Below are 24,631 nucleotides of genomic sequence, written 5' to 3'. Positions count from 1 at the left end.
TAAAGCCGGGGGAGAACATGCGTTAATGTTCTTATTTGGATATTTAGGTCGGTTAAAACCTTAGTCAGGGCATTTTTATTAACAAAATTCACACAGCAAAGATCAACACGCGCTACTTTAGGAAGAGTCTGTTTTCTTTTTTACCGGTTCGGCAAACTGGAATATCACAAAACTGATAAAAGACAGGATCAGGGCTATTTCATATCGTCTGTATGCCACGGCTATCCCTATCGCACCCGTTACCCATAGGCCAGCAGCACTGGCAGTACCGCTTACCGTACCGGTTTGTTTAAAAATAGCACCGCCACCAATAAATCCCATACCGGTAATGATGCCATACAGTACCCTCGCTTCTGCCTCTTCGGAATTGTAGATATTCATGCCGACTAGCATAAAGGCGCAGGTTGCAATCGCGACTAGCGGGAAGGTGCGTAAGCCGGCACCGGTGGCGCGGTATTCCCGGTTAAGTGCAATAGGCAAGGTTAGAGTAAAGGCAATCAGAATGTGATAGAAATGATACCACATCACTCCAAAATCCAGCTCCATCTGTATACTCCTAAAAGGCCGTGGGTAGTTTTGTCTTATCTGAAAATAATTGATTAAACAGTATATTGCCAATTGAGCAGGCTTTCAGGGCACAAAAAAAAGCGGGCTATCTAGCCCGCTTCCGAGAGTATTAATCGAATAACTATTTTACAGGCCCAGTTTTTTCAGTTCAGCCGCGACCACACGAGCGGGAAGTGGGATGTAGCCGTCTTTTTCGACAATCTGCTGGCCAGTTTTAGACAACACCATTTTCATGAATTCAGCATCTTTAGGCGTTAATGCCTTATTCGGATGCTTGTTGACATAAACATACAAGAAGCGCGACAGCGGATATTTACCGGTGACCGCGTTTTCCATAGTGGCTTCGATGTAGTCGTTGCCTTTTTTGGCCAGGGGAACGGCTTTTACGCCAGAGGTTTTATAGCCGATACCTGAATAGCCGATACCGTTTAACGACGCCGATACCGATTGTACTACTGAAGCCGAACCGGGCTGCTCGTTGACGCTATTTTTAAAATCACCTTTACATAAGGCGTGGGATTTAAAATAACCATAGGTACCGGACACAGAATTACGTCCAAATAACTGGATATCTTTATCCGCCCAGTCACCGGTTAAACCTAAATCGCTCCAGCGTTCGGCGGCTTTTTCGGCGCCACACTTCAAAGTAGACGAGAAAATTGCATCCACCTGCTGAAGGTTAAGGCCTTCAATAGGGTTATCTTTATGGGCGAACACGGCTAATGCGTCGATGGCAACCCGTATTTCGGTCGGCTTATAACCAAAGTGTTTTTCAAAGGCTTCAATTTCCTTGGACTTCATCTGGCGGCTCATCGGGCCAAAATTGGAGGTGCCTTCGGTGAGTGCAGGAGGTGCGGTAGAAGAACCTGCAGCCTGAATCTGGAAGTTTACATTAGGGTAAGTACGTTTAAACTCTTCGGCCCAGAATGTCATCATGTTGGCCAACGTATCGGAACCTACCGAAGACAGGCTGCCCGAAATGCCGGATACTTTTTGATATTCAGGGATGCTTTCGTCTACCGCCAGCGAGGCCGCAGAAAAAGTGGTACTGAGTGTTAAACTTAATGCAGTAAATAAGTGCTTAAATTTCATGGGTTTCTCCATATAATCCGGCAAAATGCCGTGTTGTTATGGCTAATACTACAGAGCAAAAATGACACTTTTATGACGATTGTGAACTTTTTATGACGATTTTATTTCACGGGGCCTTTAAGCTGCTGTAACCCGATTAAATTCAGTCAACGCCGTTCAGAACTAGGCGATTAATAATAGCTGGTTTAGATTTGATTGACTGAATCTGGCAGTTTATCCGGGATCATATTATTGGGTAACACAAAACTAAAAGTGCTGCCCTGCAATACCTGACTGGTAACGCGCAGATCCGAGTAATGCCGTGCCAATACATGTTTAACAATAGAGAGTCCCAATCCGCTGCCGCCGGTTTTGCGCGAACGGGCTTTATCTACCCGATAAAAGCGTTCGGTAATCCGGTTCAGGTGTTTCTGAGAAATACCTTCGCCGTTATCGGTGACTGAAAATAACGCTCCCTCGCTGATCCGTTGCCACTTGACCTTGATCTCGCCGCCATCCTGAGTGTAGTTGATGGCGTTAAAAATCAGGTTAGACATGGCGCTGCGTAATTCTGTTTCGCTGCCGTAGACAATTAAAGCAGGATCCACATCAAACTTGATGTTGTGTTTTTTTACCCGGTTGAGTGACTCGGCCTCGGTTTGTACCACCTTAAGCATGGCGTCTATATCTACGGTATTTTTAAATACATCGTCACCGCCAGATTCAATTTTGGACAACACCAGCAACTGTTCTACCAGATCACGCATCCGCACGGTTTGCAGACTCATTTCATCCACCGCCTTGGTTAGCATCGCGGGTGGAGCACTTTGCAGGTTTTCCATCATTTCCAGATAGCCCAGCATCACGGTTAAGGGAGTTCTGAGCTCGTGCGACACATTGGCGACAAAGTCCTGACGCATACTTTCCAGTTGCTTGAGTTTGGTCACATCCCGGGCAATAAATAACATCTGCTCTGCATAGGGGATAATCCTGATTTCCAATAATGACTGGGTATGCAAGGGAGAGGGGATAATGATCGGTTCTTTAAAGTCGCGCTTTTTCTGGTACTGCTCAAAGCTGGGGCTGCGGATCAGGTTGTTCAGGCGTTGCCCTACATCCGAAGACTTTATTCCCAACAGATGTTGCGCCAGTTTATTTGACCAGATAATGGTATTTTCAGTATCGAATACCACAGTTGCATCGGGAAGTGCCTGCGCACCTTCGCGAAAGCGTTTGATTAATTCACCCAGCTGACGCCGCCGTTTACGGTTATCTTTTTGTTGTTTGTAGATACCGTCAAATATTGTACTCCAGGCACCATTAGCAACCGGTGGGGTTAAACTGCGTGTGCGCCACAACCAGACAAATAACTGCCATTGATGGTAATAATGCCAGCCAACCAGCCAGCCTAACGCCAGCACCAGCATCAATAAAATTTCATCAATAATGTAGCCAACTATGACCCAGGGGATAAGGTACAGAACAAGATTTTTGATCGGCGTTCGCCACGAATAATTATCAATCATTATGATGAATTAATAAGACCAGGTTGGCGCATACTCTAGCGCAGTTAGTTATACAGAAGCTACTTGATTGAGCTAATTTTTGCGCCGCATTTTATCATTTAGTTAATCTGGCCAAGTTTAATAAAACTGTCATAAAACTGCCTTATTATAAATCCGCTTTAAAGCTTGGCGTTGTGTCGGGCTGTCAATTTAGGGTTTATGTATGAGGCTTTTTCAAGCATTTTCCGTTGCCTGTGTTACAGCAACATTAACACTGACTACTGCTGTCAATGCACAGGAAGATGACTATCTGAAACCTGTGGTGAAATCGGCAGACAAGATTAACCAGTCTGCAATTCAATCACAGCAAAAAATCAATAAAATCACTGGTCAAATAGATTCCAAATTACAGCAATTTAAAACCGTTAATAAAGAAACCGACGGACTGGTTGTATATAACAATCAGCTACGTAAGCAAATTCAGAATCAACTTAACGAAATGGCGGATTTAAATTCGTCAATCGATGAAGTCAGCGTGATTGAGCGTCAGATTACGCCATTAATGTTACGTATGGTCGATGGTCTGGAACAGTTCGTTAAACTGGATGTGCCATTTTTGCCCCAGGAGCGTCAGCAACGTATCGATAGCTTGCGTGATTTGATGGATCGGGCCGATGTGGCTCCTTCAGAAAAATTTCGCCGGGTAATGGAAGCCTATCAAGTCGAAATGGATTATGGCCGCACCATTGAATCCTATAGCGGTATCCACAACATTGGCGGGCAAGAGCGGGACGTAGACTTCCTGCGCATTGGCCGCGTCGCGCTAATTTATCAAACTCGTGATGCAGTATCGCAGGGGATCTGGAATAAAAAATCCGCCCAGTGGGAAGAGCTGGATAACAGCTATCGCACGCAGGTCACTAAAGGGTTGCGCATTGCCAAGAAACAACTGGCACCTAACTTACTATCACTTCCTGTTGCGCTAACGGATTAATCGGGCTTATTCGACTATGAAAATACTAACTACATTATGTTCGGTTGCGTTGTTAGTGACCGCGGTACAAGGCCAGTCAATGGCGCAAGAATCAAACGCCCTTAATCTGGATCAGTTGTTAAAGCAACTGGAACAAGGTCAAGTGGAGCAAAGTCGTGAAAATCAGCAGCGTGAAAAAGAATTTGCGCAAAAGGTCAACGAACAGGACCGAATGTTAGCTGAAGCTGTTGATCGTCGCGATGGCCAACTGTCAGACAGTGAAAAGCTGGAAACCCAGTTTGAAGAAAACGAATTCAAACTGGCTGATTTGAACGAAGCGATGAACCGTCGCTTGGGTTCATTAAAAGAATTGTTCGGTGTACTGCAGCAAGTAGCAGGCGATACCAAGGGTAAATTCCAGAACTCGGTTATTTCTGCCCAGATCCCTGGTCGTGCGGAGTTTTTAGATGGGCTGGCGCAAAAAATGGGCTCCAGTTCCAAACTGGCTTCCATTGAAGAAATTGAGCGTGTCTGGTTTGAAATGCAACGTGAAATGACCGAATCAGGCAAAGTCACCAAGTTTGCCACCGATGTGGTAGAAGCCGACGGTAACAAGGTAAACAAAGAAGTGACGCGTGTAGGTTCTTTTGCGTTGGTTGCGGATGGCAAATATCTGGAGTATCTGATTGATAGCGCGAATGTGGCTGAACTGGTTCGTCAACCTGCTCAACGTTATCTGGATACTGTTGAAGCGTTGGAAAACTCCAACGGTGAGCTGGTTGAATTTGGTCTGGACCCTACCGGTGGCAGTATTTTACGTCTGAAAGTGCAAGAACCTTCTTATCAGGAGCGTATCGAGCAAGGCGGCACAGTTGGCTACATTATCCTGATTGTGGGTGCAATCGGCATGATACTGGCGCTGGAACGTCTGGTGTCTTTGACCATGACCCGCAGCAAGGTGAATCGTCAGCTTAAAGCCACGCAAGCCAATAATGATAATCCGTTAGGACGGGTCATTAAGGTCAAAGACGAATTCCCGCAAGCCGATACCGAAACGCTGGAACTTAAACTGACCGAAGCCATTTTAGGCGAAGTACCAAAACTGGGACGCAATCTGACCATTATCAAGATTATTTCGGTAGTCGCACCGCTGATGGGCTTGTTGGGTACGGTCACCGGTATGATTAAAGTGTTCCAGGACATTACCCTGTACGGTACTGGCGACCCGAAAATTATGGCCGGTGGTATTTCAACCGCTCTGGTTACCACGGTATTGGGTCTGGTGGTGGCGATTCCTACCACATTGTTATACGCCATGCTGAATACCCGCAGTAAGAATATCGTATTTATTTTGCAGGAACAGGCGTCGGGCATTATCGCTGAACGCGCTGAAAAAGCAGAGCAGGCTTAAGGCATGTTTGAGTTCCTCGAAGCGATTCGCGATTTTACCGAAACCGGTGGTCAGGTACTGCTGATCATCGGGACGCTGATATTCGTGATGTGGCTGCTGATTATCGAGCGGGTGTTATATGTGTTTGTTGGTCATCGCCAGCTTAAAAAGGAATGTGTTGCCAAATGGAACGCCAGAACGGACAAGTCATCCTGGTATGCCGAGCAAATTCGTCAAATGGTGATTTCCCGCGTCACTATCCGCTTTAACACCAGCATTCCGGTGATCCAGGCCTTGGTGGCGTTATGTCCACTATTAGGTTTGATGGGCACGGTAACCGGCATGATTGAAGTGTTTGACGGTATGGCGATGTTGGGCTCCGGCAATGCCAGAGCGATGGCATCCGGCGTTTCCAAAGCCACTATCCCGACTATGGCTGGCATGGTGGGAGCTTTGTCCGGTGTGTTTGCATCGGCATGGTTGGCACGTAAAGCCAAAGTTGAGAAAACCCATATTGAAGACGCCCTGAGTCTGGATCACTAAGTGATCCGGCACCTATTTTCGAGTTAGTGAGAAATTAATGAAACAGCATTTTCAAAACCTGGTAGATGAAGAAGAAGCGGTAATAGATCTGACCCCAATGTTGGATGTGGTCTTTATCATGTTGATTTTCTTCATTGTAACGGCGTCATTTGTCAAAGAATCCGGCATCGATGTGAATCGTCCTGAAGCAGCTACGGCAGTGAAAAAAGATCGGGCTAATATTCTGGTCGCCATCAGTGATAAAGGTGAAATCTGGATCAATAAACGCCGTATTGATGTACGCGCGGTGCAAGCCAACATTGAACGTTTACACGCTGAAAATCCGCAAGGTACCGTGGTGATTCAGGCAGACAAGAAAGCCACCACTGATACCTTGATTAAAGTGATGGACTCAGCCAGAGCGGCCGGTGTATTTGACGTTTCCATTGCCGCCCAAGAGCCTTAACCGATGAGTCGTGTACTAATTGCACTTGTGCTGGCCGTTGGCATCACGCTGGGACTGTTTTATTTGATGCAGGCCTTGATTCAAAGTGGCGGTGGCGAGTCAGCCGAGCCACCGGCAGGTAATGTGCTGGAATTTATTCGTCTTAAAAAAGAAGACGCTGTTACCAAGAAAGATCGTAAACCCAAGAAGCCACCCAAGCCTGCTGATCCACCCCCACCGATGGATCAGCCGCAGATGGATTCGCCTTCACCGGATAACAGCGGCAGCGGCCTGAATTTTGCGGCCGATGTGGGCTCCGATGTGGCCTTACAAGGCGGTATATCGCTGGAATCTTCCGACGGTGAATATCTGCCCATCGTTAAAGTCGCTCCGGTGTATCCCAGACGTGCATTACAACGTGGCATTGAAGGCTATGTGATTGTCGAATTTACCGTCACCAAACTCGGTACAGTAAAAGATCCTGTGGTACTGGAAGCCCAGCCAGAAGGACTTTTTGAGCAGGCTGCAATGGATGCTGCGTTGAAATTTAAATACAAGCCGCGGGTCGTCAACGGCGAAGAAACTGAAGTAGGTGGTGTACAAAACCGCATTACCTTCAAAATTAACGGTTAACAGGAGTACAAACATGAATACCAAAAACTTGACCGGCAAATTGTTTTTGTCTTTGTTGTTGGTCTCTATTTTGACTGTTGTAGGTCCTTTTATTGCCTCAGCCAAGGCTGAGCAGAAATTTGAAAACGTGAAAACCCGCCAGGTACCGGCTATTCGTGCCAAGGTTTATGACCAACTGGCGCGCGCTCAGGCTTTTGCTGATGAAGGTAAAACTGTCGAGGCGATAGAAGCGCTGGATAATGTGCAGGGTAAATTGAGTTCGATGAACAGTTATGAGCGCGCCATGTTATGGAATTTTTATGCGTTTATTTACTATCAGCAGGAACAATACCCTCAAGCGGTAACGCATTTTGAAAAAGTGATTGCCGAGTCGCCCATTCCGGAGCCGTTCGAGATGAGTACCTTGTTTAGTCTGGCGCAGCTGGAAATGATGCAAGGGCATTACGATCAAACCATCACTTATCTGGATCGTTGGGAGACACTGAATAAAAACGAAGTGCCTGCCAGCAATTATTACCTTAAAGCACAGGCTATGTACCAGCAGAAAAGCTTTGATAAGGCGTCGGATTATATCAATCAGGCTATCGCGGTAATTGAGAAGGAAGACAAGGTAGCCGAAGAAAACTGGTATGTTCTGCAACGGGCCGCATATTATGAATTGAAGCAGCCTGAAAAAGTCAAAGATGTGCTGGTCAAAATGGTTAAATATTTCAATAAACCGGAATACTGGACACAACTTAGTGGCATGTACGGTGAACTGGGACAGGAAAAACAGCAACTAGCGATTTTGGAAAGCGCCTACCAGCAAGGTTATGTCAAATCTGCGGGTGATATTAATAATTTGGCCCAGCTTTACTATTACCACGGTGCGCCCTTTAAAGGAGCCGAGTTGCTCGAAAAAGCCATGGATAACGGCGTAGTTGAAAAGAATTTGCGTAATATGAAGTTTTTGGCCCAGTCCTGGACACTCGCCCAGGAACAGGATAAAGCCATTCCGGTATTAATGGCCGCGGCGGAAATGTCGGATGACGGTGAACTTTATGCCCAGTTAGGTCAGTTGTATCTGAATATGGAAAAATGGTCAGAAGCGATTGCTGAAACCGAAAAAGCATTGGAAAAAGGCGGTTTATCCAACCCCGGCACTGCTTACCTGGTGTTGGGCATGGCGCTGTATAATCAGGAAGATTATGTCGCCTCGATGCATAACCTGGGGCTGGCCGAGAAATACGATAACAGCAAACATATGGCCAAACAGTGGAAGCAATATGTACTGGCAGAACAAACTAATGCCAGCCGACTTGAATCTGTAGGAGCTTAATATTAGCTGCCTTTAGGTATAAGCAAAATATTGTAACGGGGCCTTCTGGCTCCGTTTTTATATCTGTTCAACACAAGTTAGCGAGTAAAAAATAGAGTCTTAGGCAGATTGCAGCCAACGTCGGCTAATTGCACTAAAAATGGCAGAATTAGTGTGTAAGAAATCTGTCATTATGTCATATTATTGTCATACAAGGTCGGGATAATCGAACCAGTTTATTTACTTGAGATGAAGCATGACGACACGTATTTTAATCGTTGAAGATGAAGCCCCAATCCGCGAGATGCTGGGTTTTATCGTCGAACAACATGGCTTTCAGTCAATAGAAGCAGAAGATTTTGATACCGGTTTGGAAAAAGTGGTTGAACCGTTACCCGACCTGATTTTACTCGACTGGATGATGCCGGGCGGTAATGGCATCCAGTTCGCCAAGCAATTAAAAGCCAATGATTTTACCCGCAATATCCCGGTGATTATGTTGACCGCCCGCGGTGAAGAAGAAGATAAAATCAAAGGGCTGGATGTAGGCGCCGACGATTACATCACCAAACCTTTTTCCCCCAAAGAATTAATTGCCCGGGTCAAGGCGGTATTGCGCCGTGTGTCACCTACCAGCCTGGATGACGAGGTAGAATTCAAAGGGTTGAAACTGGATCCGGTTTCTCACCGCGTCACTGCCAATGGCGATGCATTGGATATGGGGCCAACGGAATTCAGATTGCTGCACTTTTTTATGACCCACCCTGAACGGGTTTATAGTCGTGAGCAGTTGCTGGACTTTGTCTGGGGAACCAATGTTTACGTGGAAGACCGCACGGTGGATGTGCATATTCGCCGTTTACGAAAAGCCATTTCACTCTATGGTCACGATGACCTGGTACAAACCGTACGCGGTGCGGGATATCGATTCTCGATTAAATAGTAGCTGACCGCTAATTGGGTGTATTGCTGTGCAAATCAGCGTATTCATAAACGTTGAATTTGGGCGTCGCACTGGCGACAAAAGTACTGGCTTCGCCAACGGCATCCATGCCATTTTTTCACGCCGCATCCCTGCGGCGCGAACCCCTTTCTTAAGGATAAGAAAGAGGTGAAAGAATTCTTTGCTCCACTAACTTTCTAATCCGACTGAAATGACGGCTTTAATGCCGGAACGGCCAAAGGTAACTTTGCTTTTCTCGGGTCCTGCACCAAAGCAAGGACCACTGAAATCATCCCTGATTTCCGGCTCAATCTGCAAAGCAGTGCTTTGCTATTCCGATTTCGCCCATGTAAAGCATTGGCCTTGCCGGACGTCCATGTCCGGCCATCCGGCAAGCCCTCATTGCAGCCGGGAAAATTAGAGTCGCTAGTTAAAACCAAAGTAGCAACATACCGTTCGTCCTGAGTCATTCGACAAGCTCATGACAGGCTCGAGGAACGAGTAGTCGAAGGATGAACGGATTTGAAGGATAAATTTTTCATCATTAAATCGCGTCATTCCTGCATGTTGTTAGCGGGAATTCAAGGCTTTAAAGTCAGCATAAAATCCAGAACAATGAATCTTTTGCCGCGCAAATCGGCAGAGTCATAAAAGTTAAATTTGGGCGTCGCGCTGGCGACAGCAGCCAAAGGGGAATAAATGACGATTCCCCTTTGAAATCCCCCGTCACCCTTGCAGTAACGACACAAAAAACGGGTTCAGGCATACCGATAACGCGCTAAATCCACATCCCTTCAGTTAACGCTTTCTCGACATCCTTGTCTCGAATACCGGCATGCTAATCTGAACCCGTTTTTTGTTTACTGCAAAGGGAGGTTAAAACCAAAACCGTTCGTCCTGAGCCATTCGACAAGCTCATGACAGGCTCGAGGAACGAGTAGTCGAAGGATGAACGGATTTTAAGCTGTCGAAGGATGAATTTTTCATCATTAAACCCTGCCATACCCGCGAAGGCGGGTATCCACAAACTTGCGGGTGAAAAGCCCTCTTTGTTTTTTGACTCATAAATAACTCACAGCTAACAAATTGATTTACTTAAATATTCAGAGTATGGTCGGAAAATAAAATCAGGAAAGAAGGAATTTCACCCGTCACGAATACGGGGTTAAATCCTTCTATTAAGTTGTTGTACGCCAAGGAGAGTAGGTGAAATCGGTTAGTCTGCAGTTCCTAATTAGCATCTTAATTTTTATGGCTCTTGCTATATCGATTCCTCCTATTCCATCAGCAGAAGAAGGGCATGGTTACGACACATTTCCTATCCCTTCATTAACCATTGGCATTTTACTGCTTTCCGTTGCAGCTGTGGTCAGTATCAAGTTCTTAAAATCACCAAAAGCCATATGGTTGTTTTCGTTACCTGGTTATGTTCTTTTTTCACTAGCTATACATGCAAGGATTTGGTGGTAAATTGGCGTACAACAAGTTAAATCATCGGAAAACCACTCGCTGCGCTCGCGTTTTCCGCTGTTCAAAGCGTTAGCTGATAAGGTAAGGAAATGACGAGCTTCGTATGGGAAAGAGAACCGAGTGAGGCATATGCTGAGCCATACGAATATGGGGGGCAAGACCAGTTCGCTAGAGAGGCTCAGGCAGTACTCGAAGAATTAAAAACACATTACTCAAAGTTGAATCATACTTTTTCAAGAGAAGATCAATCAATTGAAAAAGCTGTCTGGCTATTACAAGTAGACTCTCTTAGTGCTTTATCTGAAGGATTAGTGCTTATTGGTGAAAAAAGGCATCGTCTAGTTTCCCGCTTATTTCGCGATGTAATAGAAACCTTAGATGCTTCTTTGTATTTTTCTCAAGCAGGGACTCAAGCTCAAAGTAAATTAGAGAAATGGTATAAAAACGAGGTGATACCCCATCGTGTATTTCGAGAATTTATAAAAATGCACCAAGGCGAAGATAAATTGGAACGTCTCCGCTCCGTATACAGTGATTTTAGTAAATATACGCACAGGACATACCGGGCATTACTCATGAGCTATATGCTGGGTAAAGATGATAATCTTGCATATGATGGTTTTAGATTATATGACACTGGCTACGCTCTACCACAGGTTATTTCATTTTCCTACGCAGTATTAGGAATGCTAATAAAAAGGTTTGTAGAGTTTTCAATAATTACTGATCAAATAACAGTCGATGAAGCTAAAGAGATTTGGAAAAACTGCCTTGAATCTGAAACCGTTCCTAGAAGGTTTGGGGCTGGCCCAGGGCAGCTTATGCGAGGGCCGCCGATTAAAATTGACATCAGCTAACAAGGCAAATCACGCGGATGTCAAAACCGCCGCTTCGCTCTGGTTTTACCACCGGCGTTTGCGGCGTTATATGTGAAAGTAATGGATTGGCGTAATCTAGAAGATTTTAAAGGTATTGATTTGAATGACTCATTTATTCTGAGTTGGGAACAATCGACTGAAAAGCTAACATTTGAACTTATCGTAAGTATTTGGCCTGAGTCAGTATTTTATACTAAGCCACACCCAAACGAACATACGTGCTACCGAAAAGGTACTCTGTCGTTTACCGGGATTGAAAGTTTGGTTGGCCTAGCCTCAATGGATTCGGCTCGCTATTCTACTGATCCCGATGGCTCAACCGACTATGGCAATATTGATTCATTAATAAAATCTGAAAGTGGGTTCAATCTTTGCGGAGAATTCGGTGAAGTCACAATTAGCGGAGGCTTGTTGCATTTTGAAAATCACATATAACAAGTTGCTGAAAATCGCCGCAAACCACGCGGCTGGGACAAATACTCACTGGGCTTCGCCCAACAGCGTTCGCATTTGCCCATTGGCAAAGCGTTATATTTTTGGAGGAACTATGCCAATGAAATGGATTCTACCTGCCTTGTTTCTGTGCGGTACAGCCGAAGCTACAACTTGTATTGCAACAGATGAAGACTTTTTTCTTTGGAATCAAAAGTATCAATCTCTTATCGATGTTAAATCTAGAATGTCTGATGGGGATTACGTAGTTGAAGTAAACGCGCCTAGCAGTTTAGATGAGCGTGCGTTTGAAAATGTTGTTTTAGTTTTCGGTAACTCCGAGTCTCCATCTTTATTTGTGCCTTTACAAACTTACGATGAAGACGGTAAAAAAGTTACTTGGTATACGGTTGCTGGTGAGATGGTTCGTAATCAAACCCTAGAGTTTTCCTACGGCGAAGGATGCGGAATCTCAGTCAGCGTGCCGGTAATATTTAACTGAAAATATAACAAATCAAGTCAGCGGGACACTAACACCTAGGCTCCCGTCACTTCGTTCCGTAATTTAGCCTAGGTGTTACTACGCCTGTTTGGGGCGTTAGCTGCCAAAGGAAATTCATGGCTTATTTTCAAGTTTTACTACACGGCGCTGATTTCGTTTTCAATTTCGATGGTATTGAAGAAAAAGGTGGTTTTTATACTACGCGCTGGGTCAAAGCTAACTCAGAAAACGAAGCTGAATTGAAAGCTGTTAGTTTGCTCAAAAGCGATCAAAACCTGCATGATGTTTCTGTAAAAACAGAAAGATATACTCCCATGATTTTTCTTGAAGAAATTGCAAAAGTTAACTGGTTTAATTACGTCAGAAACTACCCTGGTAAAGGATACACATTTTACACAGGTGATGACGACAGCTAACAAGCTGTTGAATAGCGGACAAAATTCAGTTGGCTGATTTCGCTCCGCTCAAGATTATAGCCAACCAAATTTTGCCCATTAACAGGGCGCTAAGCAACCAATCAAACGCATCAATAAGGAATATTGGCATGTCGAAGTCGGAAGATCAGCTCTCGCAACAGAAAATGGGTGTTTATATCGCTGTGGGCACGGGGATCGGGTCTGCGCTGGGGGTTGTCAGTGGCGTTGTGTTTGATATTTTACCCTTTAGCCTGTCTTTTGGAATAGCGGTGGGATGTGGTCTTGGTATCGCTATTGGTTCATCGTTCAACTCAAAAACCGAAGAAAAATAACTCCCAGACAGGCTTGCCTACCTTTGCCGGAATGGTTCCCATCGGGCGCTGGTGCCTATTGCTCAATCAGATTTTATAACTTAAGGATAATGTTGATGAAAGTTCAGGTTAAACATTTTTCGACTCACCAAACCGCGAAAGTCTTTGCGGTATTAATGGCAGTGACGTCTTTACTGTTTATGATTCCATTTATGCTTCTTTCCATGTTTACCGGTGGTGATTCCGGCCAGTTTGGTGTGTCTATTTCCATGTTTATTTTAATGCCGTTTTTTCAAGGTGTTTTTGGCTACATCATGGTGAGATTTGGGATGTGGATTTACAACAAAGTCACTCCGCGTGTTGGTGGGATTGAATTTGAGTTCGAAGAAGTTGAGTCTCATAACAATATGCTTTAAAACGGGCAGGGCTCACTGACGGGGCGATATTCAGCTATTATTACTTCCAGCATTGGCGGCGGATATTTCTTTAGAAAACAGGATGAAGTCACTGGATAGCGAGCTGTTTGCCTCTTTTAATCATTGTCCGTCATTGGGCGAGCTATGCGGCTTGAGCGGTTGATTTATATTGTCTAGAATGGCGCACTTTTCCATTTAATGCAGGTTAATAATATGAGCGATAGTCAATCACGTCCTCCTTTACCCGATCATCTTTCATGTAACCCCCGTAGTCGATATTATGTTGAAGAAATTTTCGAGCATAACATTGGTATTCGGCTGAATGGCAAAGAGCGTAACGATGTAGAGGAATATTGTATCAGTGAGGGATGGGTGAAAATTTCTTCGCATAAAGCGCTGGATCGCCGCGGGCAACCACTGTTACTTAAGTTAAAAGGAACAGTAGAGGCCTTTTATAGTTAAATTCAAAGGTGCTTAGCACAACTTGAATGTTGTGCTATATCAAGACACTAATCCCGCTTTAACTGCAACTCCACCACCAGATCGTTAGCAATATCTTCTAAACGCTCCTGTATTTCATCCAGGGATAATTCCGCCGGTACCCCGATCAGGATCTCGGCTTTAAATAGCTCGCCTCCCCAGTTGGGGGCGCTTTCACAGTGGGATTGCATTTTGAGTACATTGGCACCTGCGTGGTGCAGGGCGGCGGTGATTTCCTGCACTATACCGGGTTTGTCGTTGCCCATAATATCAACCGTGGCAGTGCGGGTTTCGCTGGGCTGAAATTCATTAATATCTTCATGCACCACGCAGCGTAAATCACTAATCTGGTTAACCGCAGCATGGAATGATTCAATTTGTTCTTCGGGCAGCATCACCTGGATAATACCGGCAAATTGTCCGGCCATTTTGCTTAGGCTGGATGCCAGCCAGTTGCCCTTATGCTGGTAGATGGTTTTGGAAATACGTTCGACAATGCCGGGTTTATCGGTGCCTACCAGGGTGACCACAATTTGTTTCATATCGTTTATCTCTTGGTTTGTTTATCTCGATATCAAGCTGATGCTCTATGTTTAGCAAAGATAAACAGAAAGTCCATCGATATCTTGCTACTGTGGTAAAGGCGTCGACGTCGCTGCTTAATAGAGTTGGTAAAGCTAGTCGGATCAATCGGTTAAGCAGAAGTTTAATTAGTGTAGAGAAGATGTTTTACATAAGCTACTCTGGACTAGCACAGCAATTTGTCATTTTTATTATTTTATGACTGGCCGGATCGTGTATCATGCGCGCCGACAAATATGAGTAAAAAACGAGGTTAATATGCCCGCAAACTCTTTTTTAGGGGTTTTTGCTAAATCCCCACTTAAACCGTTAGAAGAACATATCAACATGGTGCATGAGTGCTCGCAAGGCTTGGTACCTTTCTTCGATGCTGTTTTTAGCCAGGACTGGAAAGAAGCCCAAAAACAGCAAAAAAGCATTTCAAATATGGAAAAACAGGCTGACTCACTCAAGCGTGAGTTGCGCATGAGTTTACCCGGTGGCATTTTTATGCCGATTAATCGCCAGGATATTCTCGACTTGTTGACCCAGCAGGACAAAATCGCCAATAAAGCTAAAGATATTTCCGGACGGATCTTGGGTCGTGAACTGGAAATTCCAGAGCCGATGCAGGAACAGTTCAAGGTCTATCTGGATCGTTGTCTGGATGCGACGCAACAGGCCAAGATAGTGATAAACGAACTGGACGAGTTGCTGGAAGCCGGTTTTAAAGGTCGTGAAGTTCGTCTGGTCGAGGGCATGATCAAGGAACTGGATAAAATTGAAGATGATACGGATGTCATGCAGGTAAAAATGCGTAAACAGCTCCGCGAGCTGGAATCCGGCATTAATCCTGTCGATGTGATGTTCCTCTATAACATCATTGAATGGGTCGGTGATTTAGCCGATATCTCTGAGCGAGTCGGTTCTCGACTCGAACTTATGTTAGCCAATTAAACAGGCATATTTCTGATGGATATATTATCAACTTACGGCGTTATGCTGATTGTAGTCGCCGCGCTGGTAGGCTTTTTAATGGCTTGGGGTATTGGTGCTAATGACGTAGCCAATGCGATGGGAACCTCGGTAGGTTCTAAAGCCCTGACGATTAAGCAGGCTATCTTTATTGCGATGGTGTTTGAGTTTGCCGGAGCTTATCTGGCCGGTGGAGAAGTGACCTCAACAATACGAAAAGGCATTATTGATAGTGCCTTTTTTATTGAGCAGCCGGAATTGCTGGTGTACGGCATGATTTCAGCCCTTTTTGCTGCGGGTGTATGGTTGGCGCTGGCGTCGTATTTGGGCTGGCCGGTATCAACCACTCACTCCATTATCGGTGCCATTATCGGTTTTGCCGCTGTGGGTGTCAGTTCTGATGCGGTCATGTGGAGTAAAGTCGGTGGCATTGTCGGTAGCTGGATTATCACTCCGGCCATATCCGGGTTTATTGCCTACATCATCTTTATGAGTGCGCAAAAGCTGATTTTTGACACCGACGAGCCCTTTAAAAATGCCAAACGTTATGTGCCGTTTTATATGGGTCTAGCGGGTTTTGTGCTGTCCTTAGTGACCATCAAAAAAGGTTTGAAGCATATCGGTCTTAATATTCCGCAAGCCGACGGATTCTATATTGCGATTGCCATTGCGATTGCGGTAGGACTTGTCGGGCGTTTGTTTATCAACCGGATTAAGTTTGATCCTAGCGATGATCATCGTTTGCAATTTGTCAGCGTCGAAAAAGTGTTTGCCACCCTGATGGTGGTAACCGCCTGTTGTATGGCGTTTGCCCATGGCTCAAATGATGTGGCTAACGCGATAGGACCGCTGGCAGCGGTTGTTAGTGTGGTTAACAGCGGCGGTGAAATCGGTAAACAGGCCGCGTTAGTATGGTGGATACTGCCGCTCGGCGGGTTGGGTATTGTGGCGGGACTGGCTTTATTTGGACATCGCGTTATCCAGACCATTGGTAAAGGCATCACCCATTTAACACCCAGTCGTGGTTTTGCTGCGGAACTGGCAGCGGCCAGTACGGTGGTAATTGCCTCGGGTACCGGCTTGCCTATTTCTACTACGCAAACCTTGGTTGGCGGAGTGCTGGGTGTTGGTATGGCGCGCGGTATAGCGGCACTTAATTTGGGTGTGGTACGTAATATCGTGATCTCCTGGGTGATTACTTTACCCGTAGGAGCTGGTTTATCTATTGTCTTCTTCTATATTATTAAAGCTATCTTTGAAGCCTGAGAAGACAGAAGTGGGATCGTTAGCATAAGCGGCGATCCCTTTTTAAGTTTTATTTTTGTCATGTAAATGACATAAAACATTAATTAAAATTTAAAAAAAATGTCATCATGTAATAAATCTGTCATGAAAGGCATGCATAGTGCGCGTAATATATTGTTATCTATGTAGCTTATAGAGGAATTATTTGATGCAACTATCCAAACATCTGTTACTCCCTGTTCTAGTCTGTTTATCCAGTTATTCGTTTGCCGATCCCATCACGCTGTATGGCAAGGCTAACGTCACGGTACAAAGCTCTGATGAAGGCGGCGACCGTTTTACTGAAACCCAAAGCAATAACTCCCGTATTGGAGTCAAAGGCGAAACTAAACTCGATGGCGGTCTTACCGCTTTTTATTTGATCGAGTTCGGTGTCGATTTAGCGGATTTATCCGGCAGCGATAATATTAAATCGCGTAACCAGTATGTGGGGTTAAAAGGCGATTTTGGCGCGGTGATGATTGGTCGCAACGATACCATGCTCAAGCAAACACAGGGCAAGCTGGATCAGTTCAATGACTACGAAGCCGATTTAAAAGGTATCTGGAAAGGTGAGAACCGCCTGAGTGATACTATCACTTATATCTCGCCTAAATTTGGTGATTTTACTGTAGGTCTAACCTATGTCGCAGAAGATGAAGAAGACGGTGAAGATGGTACCTCGGTGTCACTTAACTATGGCGATAAAAATCTGAAGAAAAGTGCTATCTATGCCTCGGTTGCCGCTGACTTTGATGTGGCCGGTTACGATATTGTACGTGCGGCAATCCAGAGCCAGTTTGATGCATTGACCTTGGGCGCGATGTTGCAAAAACAGGAAGCAGTTAATTCCGGCGACAGTAAAGAAGGTGCAATGGTTAGCGCTGCCTACAAAATGGGTAAAATCACTTATAAAGGCCAGTTTCAAACGCTGGAAGACGATACCGCCAGCAGTATTGGTGCCGATTATAAGCTAGGTGCCAGCACCAAAATATTTGCCTGGTACACGGTGCAGTCACTGGACGATGCCAAAGACAAAAACTGGTTGGCGGTAGGACTGGATCATAAATTCTAGTCCTGTTGACGAGTTGACCAAGCCCTGAATATTCAGGGCTTTTTTATGCCGGTTAAAAAAAACTGACAGTGCGTTCTACCAGCCAAAAAGCACTCACAGTGCCAACTGTATAGGCAGTGGTGTGCAGCAAATCCTGTCGTTTAATTGTGCAGAATTGACGGACAATCCAGGCTAGCAGCAATAGTGAGCCGATAAAGATAAGTTGCCCCAGTTCCACCCCCAGATTAAAAAACAGTAGCGCAGTGGCAAAACCGTTCTGTGGCAGTCCGATTTCAGTCAAAACCGCGGCAAAGCCGAAACCGTGAATAAGTCCGAACGTACTGGAAACCAGGGCAGGGTATCGCCAGGTCAGACTGGTTTTATCGGCTCTTAATAACTCACAAGCCAAAAATAAAATACTTAAGGCAATCACCGCTTCTACCGGAGCAATAGGCACCTGTACCCAGTTTAATGACGTGGCTAGCAAAGTAACCGAGTGGGCTAGGGTAAAGCCTGTAATGGTCAGGATAATACGCTTGAGGGAACCGGCAATAAACACCAGACAAAGCACAAATAGCAAGTGATCCCAGCCAATCAATATATGTTCGATCCCCATGTGGGTATAACTGGCGGCGATACTTAAACGGCTGTCCGGTTTGGCGATCTGTAGTTGCGTTTGGGCCGGGGTAAAACGTTGCATATCCAGGCTACCATCGGCAAACTCGACTCTTAGCAACACATCGGTGCGAGTATTGTTTAAGCTTTTTATTTGCAGCGACTGTCCCGCAAGTGAGTGCTGACATTGAATTTGCCAACGCTGGTTGGAAATCAGTTCGTCTTGCTGAACTGAAGGTGCCGATATTGCCGCGCAGTGAGCGGGAAATTGCGCCTGCAACGATAAACGAGTGCCGTTATGCAATGGCACCTTGAAATTGACCTGATATTGATGATTGGTTTGTTCTAGAAGCGACAAAAAAGCCGGACGAATTTCGTCAGCCATAACAATATTGGCGAATAAACCCGTTATTAGCACGCCAAGCAGCCATCCTTTGATAAGCCGGCGCATTATTCAGCCCCTGTTACAGACTCAGTTACCTGGATCTGATATTGCGTCCGCAATGACTGGTAATATTGTTCATCGGCTTGTTGGCGCTGGTGGCGTTGATAGGCTAACGCCACATCGTCCTCGATTGTTTCAAAGGGCGGTGCAGGTTGGCGCAGTAAATGCGAAATATTGACCAGGTGCAAGCCGTATTGTGACTGGATTGGTCCGACCCATGTGCCGCTTGGTTGGCTCAGCAATTGGCGGGTAAATACTTCACCAAACAAACGCTCTAATCCGGATTGGGTCATATCCTGATATTCCCTTTGCAGGGAGCTGGCATCACCACTCACCGTTGTGTCATCAGTATTTAACTCGTTTATCCATTGTTTTGCCTGTAACTGACTGTTCTGGTGTTGTAACGGATCGATAAAAATTTGCTGAAAGCTGACTTGAGGTTCAGGTTTAAACAATGCAGTATTAGCCTGATAAAAATTGCGCAGTGTATCTTTGTCTGCGGGAGGAAACTGGGCAAATCCCTGATTCATCACCAGCGCTTTTTGTGCCAACCGTTGACGAATGAGCGGATCATTTTTATCCAGTTGCAGACGTTCCGCTTCACGAAAGAGAACCTCTTGTCTGATACGTTGTTCAATCAAATGCTCCAGTTCAGCTTGATCCGGCGCAGAAGAATGGATTTGATTCCAGTCGGTGACAATTTCATCGACTATAGCTTGATCGATAGTAATGACTTGCTGCTCTTCACTGTTGTTGCCAACCCAGGCGTTGATTACAAACAACAACGAGCCTAAACAAATAAAATGAAATAAAGGATCTTTGATCAATTTAACTAACATGGTGTGCTGAAACTCCAGAGGTAACTATTGTTTATTTTTGTTGTGGGAAACGGTGGCGCGATTGTTGGTATCACGACTGCGGCGGATCAGCTCGTCGCCCATTTCGACCGAATCACTTTTTGCCATTCGATCATAAAGTACCACGTTGACTGTGGCAGCCAGATTCATACAGCCTTTGGTGGGAATATAAACCACTTCATCACACCAACTTAGTTGTTGTTGGGTCAGGGAACCGTCTTCCGGGCCAAATAAATAAAAGGCATTGGCGGGGTGATTGAAATGAATCAGCGGCTTGGCACCTTCAATCAGTTCGATTGCAACAACGGTGGCGCCTTCAGGCACATGTTGCTGAAGATCATCCACCGCACGGGTATCAATGTGCTGGTGTACATTTTTGGTGTCGGTATAAAACGCTTTGGCGCGCTCATAACGTTGACCGGAATAGAGTATGGTGTTGGCACCGTAACACCCAGCGGCGCGCAATATGCTACCCACGTTGCTCGGACTTTTGGGGTTAACCAGGCCGATAGTAACTTTGCTTTCGGGCATTTGGCAGACTCTTGGCAAAAAAAGAAACGCATTATACCTGCCGAAGTGGCTAAATGAATGCAAAGACGTTTAATTGTTTATTTTCTACGATTGAGATTTAATTTTTTTTATTTTTCTTCAAACTATTTTTCAGCAGGGGTCGACTTAATGAGCAAAGAAAATAAAAAAGACACCAAAGGAATGCAGTTGAGTGTTTGAACAAACAGACGAGAAGCTGATCAGTAAAGCGTTAAACGGCAATAAAAATGCCTGGCTTAAACTGATAAAGCGATATGAAAAACCTATGTACAACTATGCGTTGCGAATGGTTGGTAACGCTGATGACGGCATGGATGTGATGCAGGAGATTTTTATCTCGGTGTTTCGCAACCTGTCCAGTTATCGGGGCGAAGGCAGCTTTAAAAGCTGGATATTCAGGATAGCCAATTATCGGGTCATTGAGTTTTATCGGCGCAAAAAACCGATGCAAAGCATTGATGACCAGCCTGAAGCGCCTGATGAACAGGAATTAAATGCTGAACAGCAGATGTTGTCACAACGTCAGGGCGAACAACTGGTGAATGCAATGCAAAGCTTGCCACTGGCGCAAAAAGCGGTGGTAGAACTGAAATTTTTTGGTGAGTTCACTTTTGATGAAATTGCCGATCAGCTAGGGATATCGGCCAATACGGTTAAATCCCGGTTATACAGCGGTTTAGATAAATTAAAGCAGGTGATGGAGATTGAATATGTCTGATCTCGAACAACAATTTGAACTGTGGTTGGAAGGCAAGTTAAACGCCGCCGAACGGCAGGAGTTTGAACAACAATGCCAAACTGATCCGGTGATGGCAGAGCGGCTGGCAACGGCAAAAATAGCCAGACAACAAGTACAGGCTTATCAAACCCGTGAGGTACCGCGCTGGGATGCCGCAGCGACTTTTGCGACGTCCAGCGAGCCTAGAGGCTGGTTCCAGTGGCAAGGATCATTATCGTTTGGCCTGTCTATTCTGGCCATTTGTATGGTGCTGTTTAAAGTGGAGATACAGGTAACGGATGGTGCCATGACACTGAGTTTTGCCGGTAAACAGCAGCAACAACAGGTGGAAAAACTGGTGAATGACAAACTTGACCAATTTCAGCAAAACCAGCAACTGGCATTAGCGGATTTTTCACAAACTATGCAGGATCAGCAAAAGCTAAATAATGCCCAACTGACGAATTATTTACTGACCTCCAATCGGGAGGAGCGCCGTGAAGATTTTGTGGAGCTGATCAAATTTGTGAATGAACAGCGTAGCGATGATCAATTATTTTTCGCCAAGCAGATCAATAAATTACAGGACGATATTTATGCCAATCCTGTTAAACGACCCTAACTGACTAACAGGTTTGGCTGTAACAATATTTTTTAAGAGGTAATCGAAGATGAAAAAAGCACTAATCGCACTAACAGTTGGAGCGTTAACTATGGGGGCCGCACATAGTGCCACCAATATGACAGAGCTGAGCAAGGATCTGGCCATTATGTCCAGCATTCTGAAAACGGCTTTACAACAAGGCAATGATGATAAAGGTATCCGTTTTCGTGACCTTGATGTGAGTTATCTGGCCGACCAGGGGGTCGTGTTTGAAGTCAACACCACGTCCGGAGGATGGAATTTCAGTTTCGATTTCGGCGATATTATGAATGTCTTGCCGGTTGCTCCGCCGGCACCTGTAGTCGATTCGTCTTTTGAGAAACGTTTTGTAATCAATATCGATGAAGATGATTACAAGCGTGAAGTTGAGATGGCGGTAGAACATGCACAGGATGCGATGCGTGAAGCCCGCGATCAACTGCGCGAATTACGTAACCGCGAACGTGAATTGAGCTGGGAACAGCGGGAGTATGAGCGTCGCCGCCGGGATATCGAGTTTGAAAAAAGTCATGCTGATGAAGAGGATCGCAAAGAACTTGAGCAAGAAATCAAGGAACTGGATAAAGAACAGAAACAGCTGGAAACCAAGCGTCAGGAAATTGATAAATACGCAACCGAGATCGAAAAAGAACAGCAGAAACAGGTTAAGGCAACTAAAGAAGCGCAGGAAAAATATTACAAAGCGTTTTTGGCCCGCTTTGAGGAGAATGTCGCCGATGTACTGTGTAAATACGGTGCGGGTGTGAAGTCGATGCCGGATGATGAGCATGTCAGTTTTGTATTAAACGGTTTTGGGGAAGGAACCAGCCGTAGCCGCCAGGACAAAATCTACGTATTTAAAAACAAGGATATTAAATCTTGCGTTGCGGAAAAAATCGACACTAACAAATTGTTGGCCAACGCCCAAACCTACGTTTTCTAGATTATCTACCAGGGCAACGCAAGTTGCCCTTTTTTCTTGCCAAAGCCGTTAACTTGTCGTCAAAATAGACTCCTTTCAAGCTACCTGTTGAGCCAGTCTATGCGACCGTTGTTTATCCTGTTGATGCTTTTATTTCCTCATTTGCTGATGGCGGAATCACTGGGGGACGATCTGCACATTCAGAAAATAGCAGGTAACCTCTATTTGCATACCTCATTCAAGACATTGGCCGACTATGGTCGGGTGGCATCTAATGGTTTGGTCGTGATTGACAATGACGACGCTTATCTTATTGATACGCCCTGGCAGGACAAAGACACTGAAAAGCTCATTCACTGGATTGAACAATCCGGATATAGATTAAAAGCCAGTATAGCCACCCATTTTCATGATGATCGTAGCTCGGGTATCGGTTTATTAAATCAACTCGGGATTAAAACCTATGCTTCGGCATTAACTAACCAATTACTCGCAGAACAGAACCGCGAGCGGGCAAAGCACAGCTTTAACGGCAACGAATTTTGGTTACTGGCGGATAAAATTTACCTCTACTACCCAGGCAAAGGCCATACCCAGGATAATCTTGTGGTGTGGATAACGGACAATAATCTGCTGTTTGGTGGTTGCCTTGTTCGCAGTATGGAAGCTGACAATATGGGCAATACCGCCGATGCGTCGATGTCAGACTGGGCTGCTACAGTAAAAAATGTAATGGACAAGTTTCCGGCCGCCAAGGTAGTGATCCCGGGACATGGCGCGGCAGGAACGGCCGAAATGTTGAGCCATACCCTGGATATTCTCGAATCTGTACCTGTTGCAATGTAAGGAATCCAGCTTGAATATTGGCATTTATATTTACGATGATGCGGAGGTACTGGACTTCTCTGGTCCTTATGAAGTGTTTTCCACCGCTAACCGATTTTTGGACCCAACCGACAGTTTTAATGTTTTTTTGGTTGCAGAGGAGCTGTCTGTGGTCAAGGCCAGAGGCAATTACAATATTCAGCCGCATTACAGTTTTAGCAATCATCCCGAGATTGACGTGCTGATCGTCGTGGGCGGAGTGCACAACGGTGAATTGACAAAAACCAAGGTGATTAAATGGGTGGCGCAGGTTTCTGCTGGCGCGCAACTGACTGCGTCAGTTTGTACCGGCGCGTTTTTACTGGCAGAAGCAAGGTTATTGACTGGCCTCAAAGTGACTACCCATTGGGAAGATTGTGACGACCTACAACGCTGTTATCCTGATTTAACCGTAGTTAAATCACAACGTTGGGTAGATCAAGGCAAGGTTGTGACATCTGGAGGGATTTCAGCGGGTATCGATATGAGCTTGCATCTGGTCGCCAGACTTACCAGCGTGCAATTGGCCGAAAACACTGCCAGACAAATGGAATTTGAATGGCGAAAAAACACTTAACTGTTGACGGTAGATGAGCAATTTATCGGGTCGCGTTATCGCATTCTATGCCGGTTTGCTGTCAGTATTGATTGGTGGTGTTGCATTTGTACTAAACTGGTATGTCTGGGGCGGAGGTATGCCCGGATATGGTATTTTTCTTTTTCCGGGAAATCTTGTTCTAGCAATATTTAGTGAAGAAATTAATTTTTGGCCTAAATTTTTGTTGTTACTTGGTGGCCAGTTTACGCTGATTGCCTTACTGAGTATGTTGATAAGCAGAGGTATTGAGTTTGTAAAACAGCGCCAGTCTTTTTAAGGTTGTGGCGGCCGTATC

The 24,631-nt window shown here is 45.2% G+C and carries 31 protein-coding genes; 24 read left to right on the top strand and 7 right to left on the bottom strand.

All coding sequences use genetic code 11. From position 1 onward, the window contains the following. Positions 1–117 precede the first annotated feature (117 nt). The 3 genes from V1467_RS13420 to phoR all read right to left on the bottom strand — a co-directional run bounded on the left by V1467_RS13420 (position 118) and on the right by phoR (position 3,164). Positions 118–546 (bottom strand): MgtC/SapB family protein, encoded by a 429-nt coding sequence (locus V1467_RS13420; protein ID WP_416305483.1) that lies wholly within the window; start codon positions 544–546, stop codon positions 118–120. A 147-nt stretch (positions 547–693) separates the two neighbouring features. Next, the gene (locus V1467_RS13415; RefSeq protein WP_416305482.1) at positions 694–1,659 is read right to left on the bottom strand and encodes a PstS family phosphate ABC transporter substrate-binding protein; all 966 of its coding nucleotides are present in this window, start codon (positions 1,657–1,659) and stop codon (positions 694–696) included. Between the two features lie 185 nt (positions 1,660–1,844). Further along, entirely contained in the window at positions 1,845–3,164 is a 1,320-nt protein-coding gene (gene phoR / locus V1467_RS13410) for a phosphate regulon sensor histidine kinase PhoR (RefSeq protein WP_416305481.1), read from the bottom strand. Between the two features lie 202 nt (positions 3,165–3,366). Between phoR and V1467_RS13405 the strand changes: the two genes are divergently transcribed. The 15 genes from V1467_RS13405 to V1467_RS13335 all read left to right on the top strand — a co-directional run bounded on the left by V1467_RS13405 (position 3,367) and on the right by V1467_RS13335 (position 14,233). After that, complete coding sequence (locus V1467_RS13405; RefSeq protein ID WP_416305480.1) at positions 3,367–4,137, top strand: DUF3450 domain-containing protein; 771 nt, start codon at positions 3,367–3,369, stop codon at positions 4,135–4,137. Between the two features lie 16 nt (positions 4,138–4,153). Next, entirely contained in the window at positions 4,154–5,527 is a 1,374-nt protein-coding gene (locus V1467_RS13400; protein WP_416305479.1) for a MotA/TolQ/ExbB proton channel family protein, read from the top strand. A gap of 3 nt (positions 5,528–5,530) precedes the next feature. Continuing rightward, a complete protein-coding gene (locus tag V1467_RS13395; protein ID WP_416305478.1) occupies positions 5,531–6,049 on the top strand; it encodes a MotA/TolQ/ExbB proton channel family protein in 519 nt (172 codons plus the stop codon). Positions 6,050–6,086: 37 nt separating this feature from the next. Then, positions 6,087–6,494: an ExbD/TolR family protein gene (locus V1467_RS13390; RefSeq protein WP_416305477.1), complete on the top strand. Its 408-nt coding sequence runs from the start codon at positions 6,087–6,089 to the stop codon at positions 6,492–6,494. A 3-nt stretch (positions 6,495–6,497) separates the two neighbouring features. Next, entirely contained in the window at positions 6,498–7,106 is a 609-nt protein-coding gene (locus V1467_RS13385; protein ID WP_416305476.1) for an energy transducer TonB, read from the top strand. Positions 7,107–7,119: 13 nt separating this feature from the next. Then, the gene (locus tag V1467_RS13380) at positions 7,120–8,424 is read left to right on the top strand and encodes a tetratricopeptide repeat protein (RefSeq protein ID WP_416305475.1); all 1,305 of its coding nucleotides are present in this window, start codon (positions 7,120–7,122) and stop codon (positions 8,422–8,424) included. 235 nt (positions 8,425–8,659) lie between these two features. Further along, positions 8,660–9,346 (top strand): phosphate regulon transcriptional regulator PhoB, encoded by a 687-nt coding sequence (gene phoB / locus V1467_RS13375; RefSeq protein WP_416305474.1) that lies wholly within the window; start codon positions 8,660–8,662, stop codon positions 9,344–9,346. A gap of 1,206 nt (positions 9,347–10,552) precedes the next feature. Further along, positions 10,553–10,816, top strand: a complete 264-nt coding sequence (locus V1467_RS13370; RefSeq protein WP_416305473.1) for a hypothetical protein — start codon at positions 10,553–10,555, stop codon at positions 10,814–10,816. Positions 10,817–10,905: 89 nt separating this feature from the next. Then, entirely contained in the window at positions 10,906–11,673 is a 768-nt protein-coding gene (locus V1467_RS13365) for a hypothetical protein (RefSeq protein ID WP_416305472.1), read from the top strand. A gap of 72 nt (positions 11,674–11,745) precedes the next feature. After that, positions 11,746–12,129 carry a hypothetical protein gene (locus V1467_RS13360; protein ID WP_416305471.1) on the top strand — a complete coding sequence of 128 codons (384 nt, stop codon included), beginning with the start codon at positions 11,746–11,748 and terminating at the stop codon, positions 12,127–12,129. Then, positions 12,080–12,628: a hypothetical protein gene (locus V1467_RS13355; RefSeq protein WP_416305470.1), complete on the top strand. Its 549-nt coding sequence runs from the start codon at positions 12,080–12,082 to the stop codon at positions 12,626–12,628. The genes V1467_RS13360 and V1467_RS13355 overlap by 50 nt, the downstream gene beginning before the upstream one ends. A gap of 116 nt (positions 12,629–12,744) precedes the next feature. Further along, complete coding sequence (locus V1467_RS13350) at positions 12,745–13,044, top strand: hypothetical protein (RefSeq protein WP_416305469.1); 300 nt, start codon at positions 12,745–12,747, stop codon at positions 13,042–13,044. A 128-nt stretch (positions 13,045–13,172) separates the two neighbouring features. Beyond that, a complete protein-coding gene (locus V1467_RS13345) occupies positions 13,173–13,376 on the top strand; it encodes a hypothetical protein (RefSeq protein WP_416305468.1) in 204 nt (67 codons plus the stop codon). Positions 13,377–13,471: 95 nt separating this feature from the next. Next, on the top strand, positions 13,472–13,771 hold the full coding sequence (locus V1467_RS13340; protein ID WP_416305467.1) for a hypothetical protein: 300 nt from the start codon (positions 13,472–13,474) through the stop codon (positions 13,769–13,771). Positions 13,772–13,984: 213 nt separating this feature from the next. After that, positions 13,985–14,233, top strand: coding sequence for a DUF3297 family protein (locus V1467_RS13335; protein WP_416305466.1), 249 nt, complete (start codon positions 13,985–13,987; stop codon positions 14,231–14,233). A 47-nt stretch (positions 14,234–14,280) separates the two neighbouring features. Here the strand turns inward: V1467_RS13335 and V1467_RS13330 are convergent, their stop codons facing one another. Then, a complete protein-coding gene (locus tag V1467_RS13330) occupies positions 14,281–14,793 on the bottom strand; it encodes a glycine cleavage system protein R (protein WP_416305465.1) in 513 nt (170 codons plus the stop codon). A 298-nt stretch (positions 14,794–15,091) separates the two neighbouring features. On the opposite strand from V1467_RS13330, the gene V1467_RS13325 reads away from it, so the two are divergent. The 3 genes from V1467_RS13325 to V1467_RS13315 all read left to right on the top strand — a co-directional run bounded on the left by V1467_RS13325 (position 15,092) and on the right by V1467_RS13315 (position 18,146). Further along, entirely contained in the window at positions 15,092–15,769 is a 678-nt protein-coding gene (locus tag V1467_RS13325; protein ID WP_416305464.1) for a TIGR00153 family protein, read from the top strand. Between the two features lie 15 nt (positions 15,770–15,784). Further along, positions 15,785–17,053, top strand: coding sequence for an inorganic phosphate transporter (locus V1467_RS13320; protein ID WP_416305463.1), 1,269 nt, complete (start codon positions 15,785–15,787; stop codon positions 17,051–17,053). A 187-nt stretch (positions 17,054–17,240) separates the two neighbouring features. Then, on the top strand, positions 17,241–18,146 hold the full coding sequence (locus V1467_RS13315) for a porin (protein WP_416305462.1): 906 nt from the start codon (positions 17,241–17,243) through the stop codon (positions 18,144–18,146). A 52-nt stretch (positions 18,147–18,198) separates the two neighbouring features. Here the strand turns inward: V1467_RS13315 and V1467_RS13310 are convergent, their stop codons facing one another. The 3 genes from V1467_RS13310 to V1467_RS13300 are packed head-to-tail and all read right to left on the bottom strand — an operon-like array spanning position 18,199 to position 20,573. Further along, entirely contained in the window at positions 18,199–19,191 is a 993-nt protein-coding gene (locus V1467_RS13310) for a HupE/UreJ family protein (RefSeq protein ID WP_416305461.1), read from the bottom strand. Continuing rightward, positions 19,191–20,024, bottom strand: a complete 834-nt coding sequence (locus V1467_RS13305; RefSeq protein WP_416305460.1) for a peptidyl-prolyl cis-trans isomerase — start codon at positions 20,022–20,024, stop codon at positions 19,191–19,193. The genes V1467_RS13310 and V1467_RS13305 overlap by 1 nt, the downstream gene beginning before the upstream one ends. 24 nt (positions 20,025–20,048) lie before the next feature. Continuing rightward, positions 20,049–20,573, bottom strand: coding sequence for an RNA methyltransferase (locus V1467_RS13300; RefSeq protein WP_416305459.1), 525 nt, complete (start codon positions 20,571–20,573; stop codon positions 20,049–20,051). 190 nt (positions 20,574–20,763) lie between these two features. Between V1467_RS13300 and V1467_RS13295 the strand changes: the two genes are divergently transcribed. The 6 genes from V1467_RS13295 (at position 20,764) to V1467_RS13270 (ending at position 24,613) form a co-directional block, all read left to right on the top strand. Continuing rightward, positions 20,764–21,309, top strand: coding sequence for an RNA polymerase sigma factor (locus V1467_RS13295; RefSeq protein WP_416305458.1), 546 nt, complete (start codon positions 20,764–20,766; stop codon positions 21,307–21,309). Further along, positions 21,302–21,931, top strand: coding sequence for a hypothetical protein (locus V1467_RS13290; protein ID WP_416305457.1), 630 nt, complete (start codon positions 21,302–21,304; stop codon positions 21,929–21,931). The genes V1467_RS13295 and V1467_RS13290 overlap by 8 nt, the downstream gene beginning before the upstream one ends. A gap of 49 nt (positions 21,932–21,980) precedes the next feature. Continuing rightward, on the top strand, positions 21,981–22,895 hold the full coding sequence (locus V1467_RS13285) for a hypothetical protein (protein ID WP_416305456.1): 915 nt from the start codon (positions 21,981–21,983) through the stop codon (positions 22,893–22,895). 99 nt (positions 22,896–22,994) lie between these two features. Then, positions 22,995–23,720 carry a subclass B1 metallo-beta-lactamase gene (gene bla / locus V1467_RS13280; protein WP_416305455.1) on the top strand — a complete coding sequence of 242 codons (726 nt, stop codon included), beginning with the start codon at positions 22,995–22,997 and terminating at the stop codon, positions 23,718–23,720. Positions 23,721–23,730: 10 nt separating this feature from the next. Further along, positions 23,731–24,315, top strand: coding sequence for a DJ-1/PfpI family protein (locus V1467_RS13275; protein ID WP_416305454.1), 585 nt, complete (start codon positions 23,731–23,733; stop codon positions 24,313–24,315). Between the two features lie 13 nt (positions 24,316–24,328). Beyond that, a complete protein-coding gene (locus V1467_RS13270; RefSeq protein WP_416305453.1) occupies positions 24,329–24,613 on the top strand; it encodes a hypothetical protein in 285 nt (94 codons plus the stop codon). The last annotated feature ends 18 nt before the right edge of the window (positions 24,614–24,631 follow it).

It is taken from the genome of Neptunicella plasticusilytica (assembly GCF_047922965.1).
GTDB classification, from domain to species: Bacteria; Pseudomonadota; Gammaproteobacteria; order Enterobacterales; family Alteromonadaceae; genus Neptunicella; species Neptunicella plasticusilytica.
Note: the sequence above shows the minus strand (reverse complement) of the source record. Positions and strands in the feature narration are given on the sequence as shown.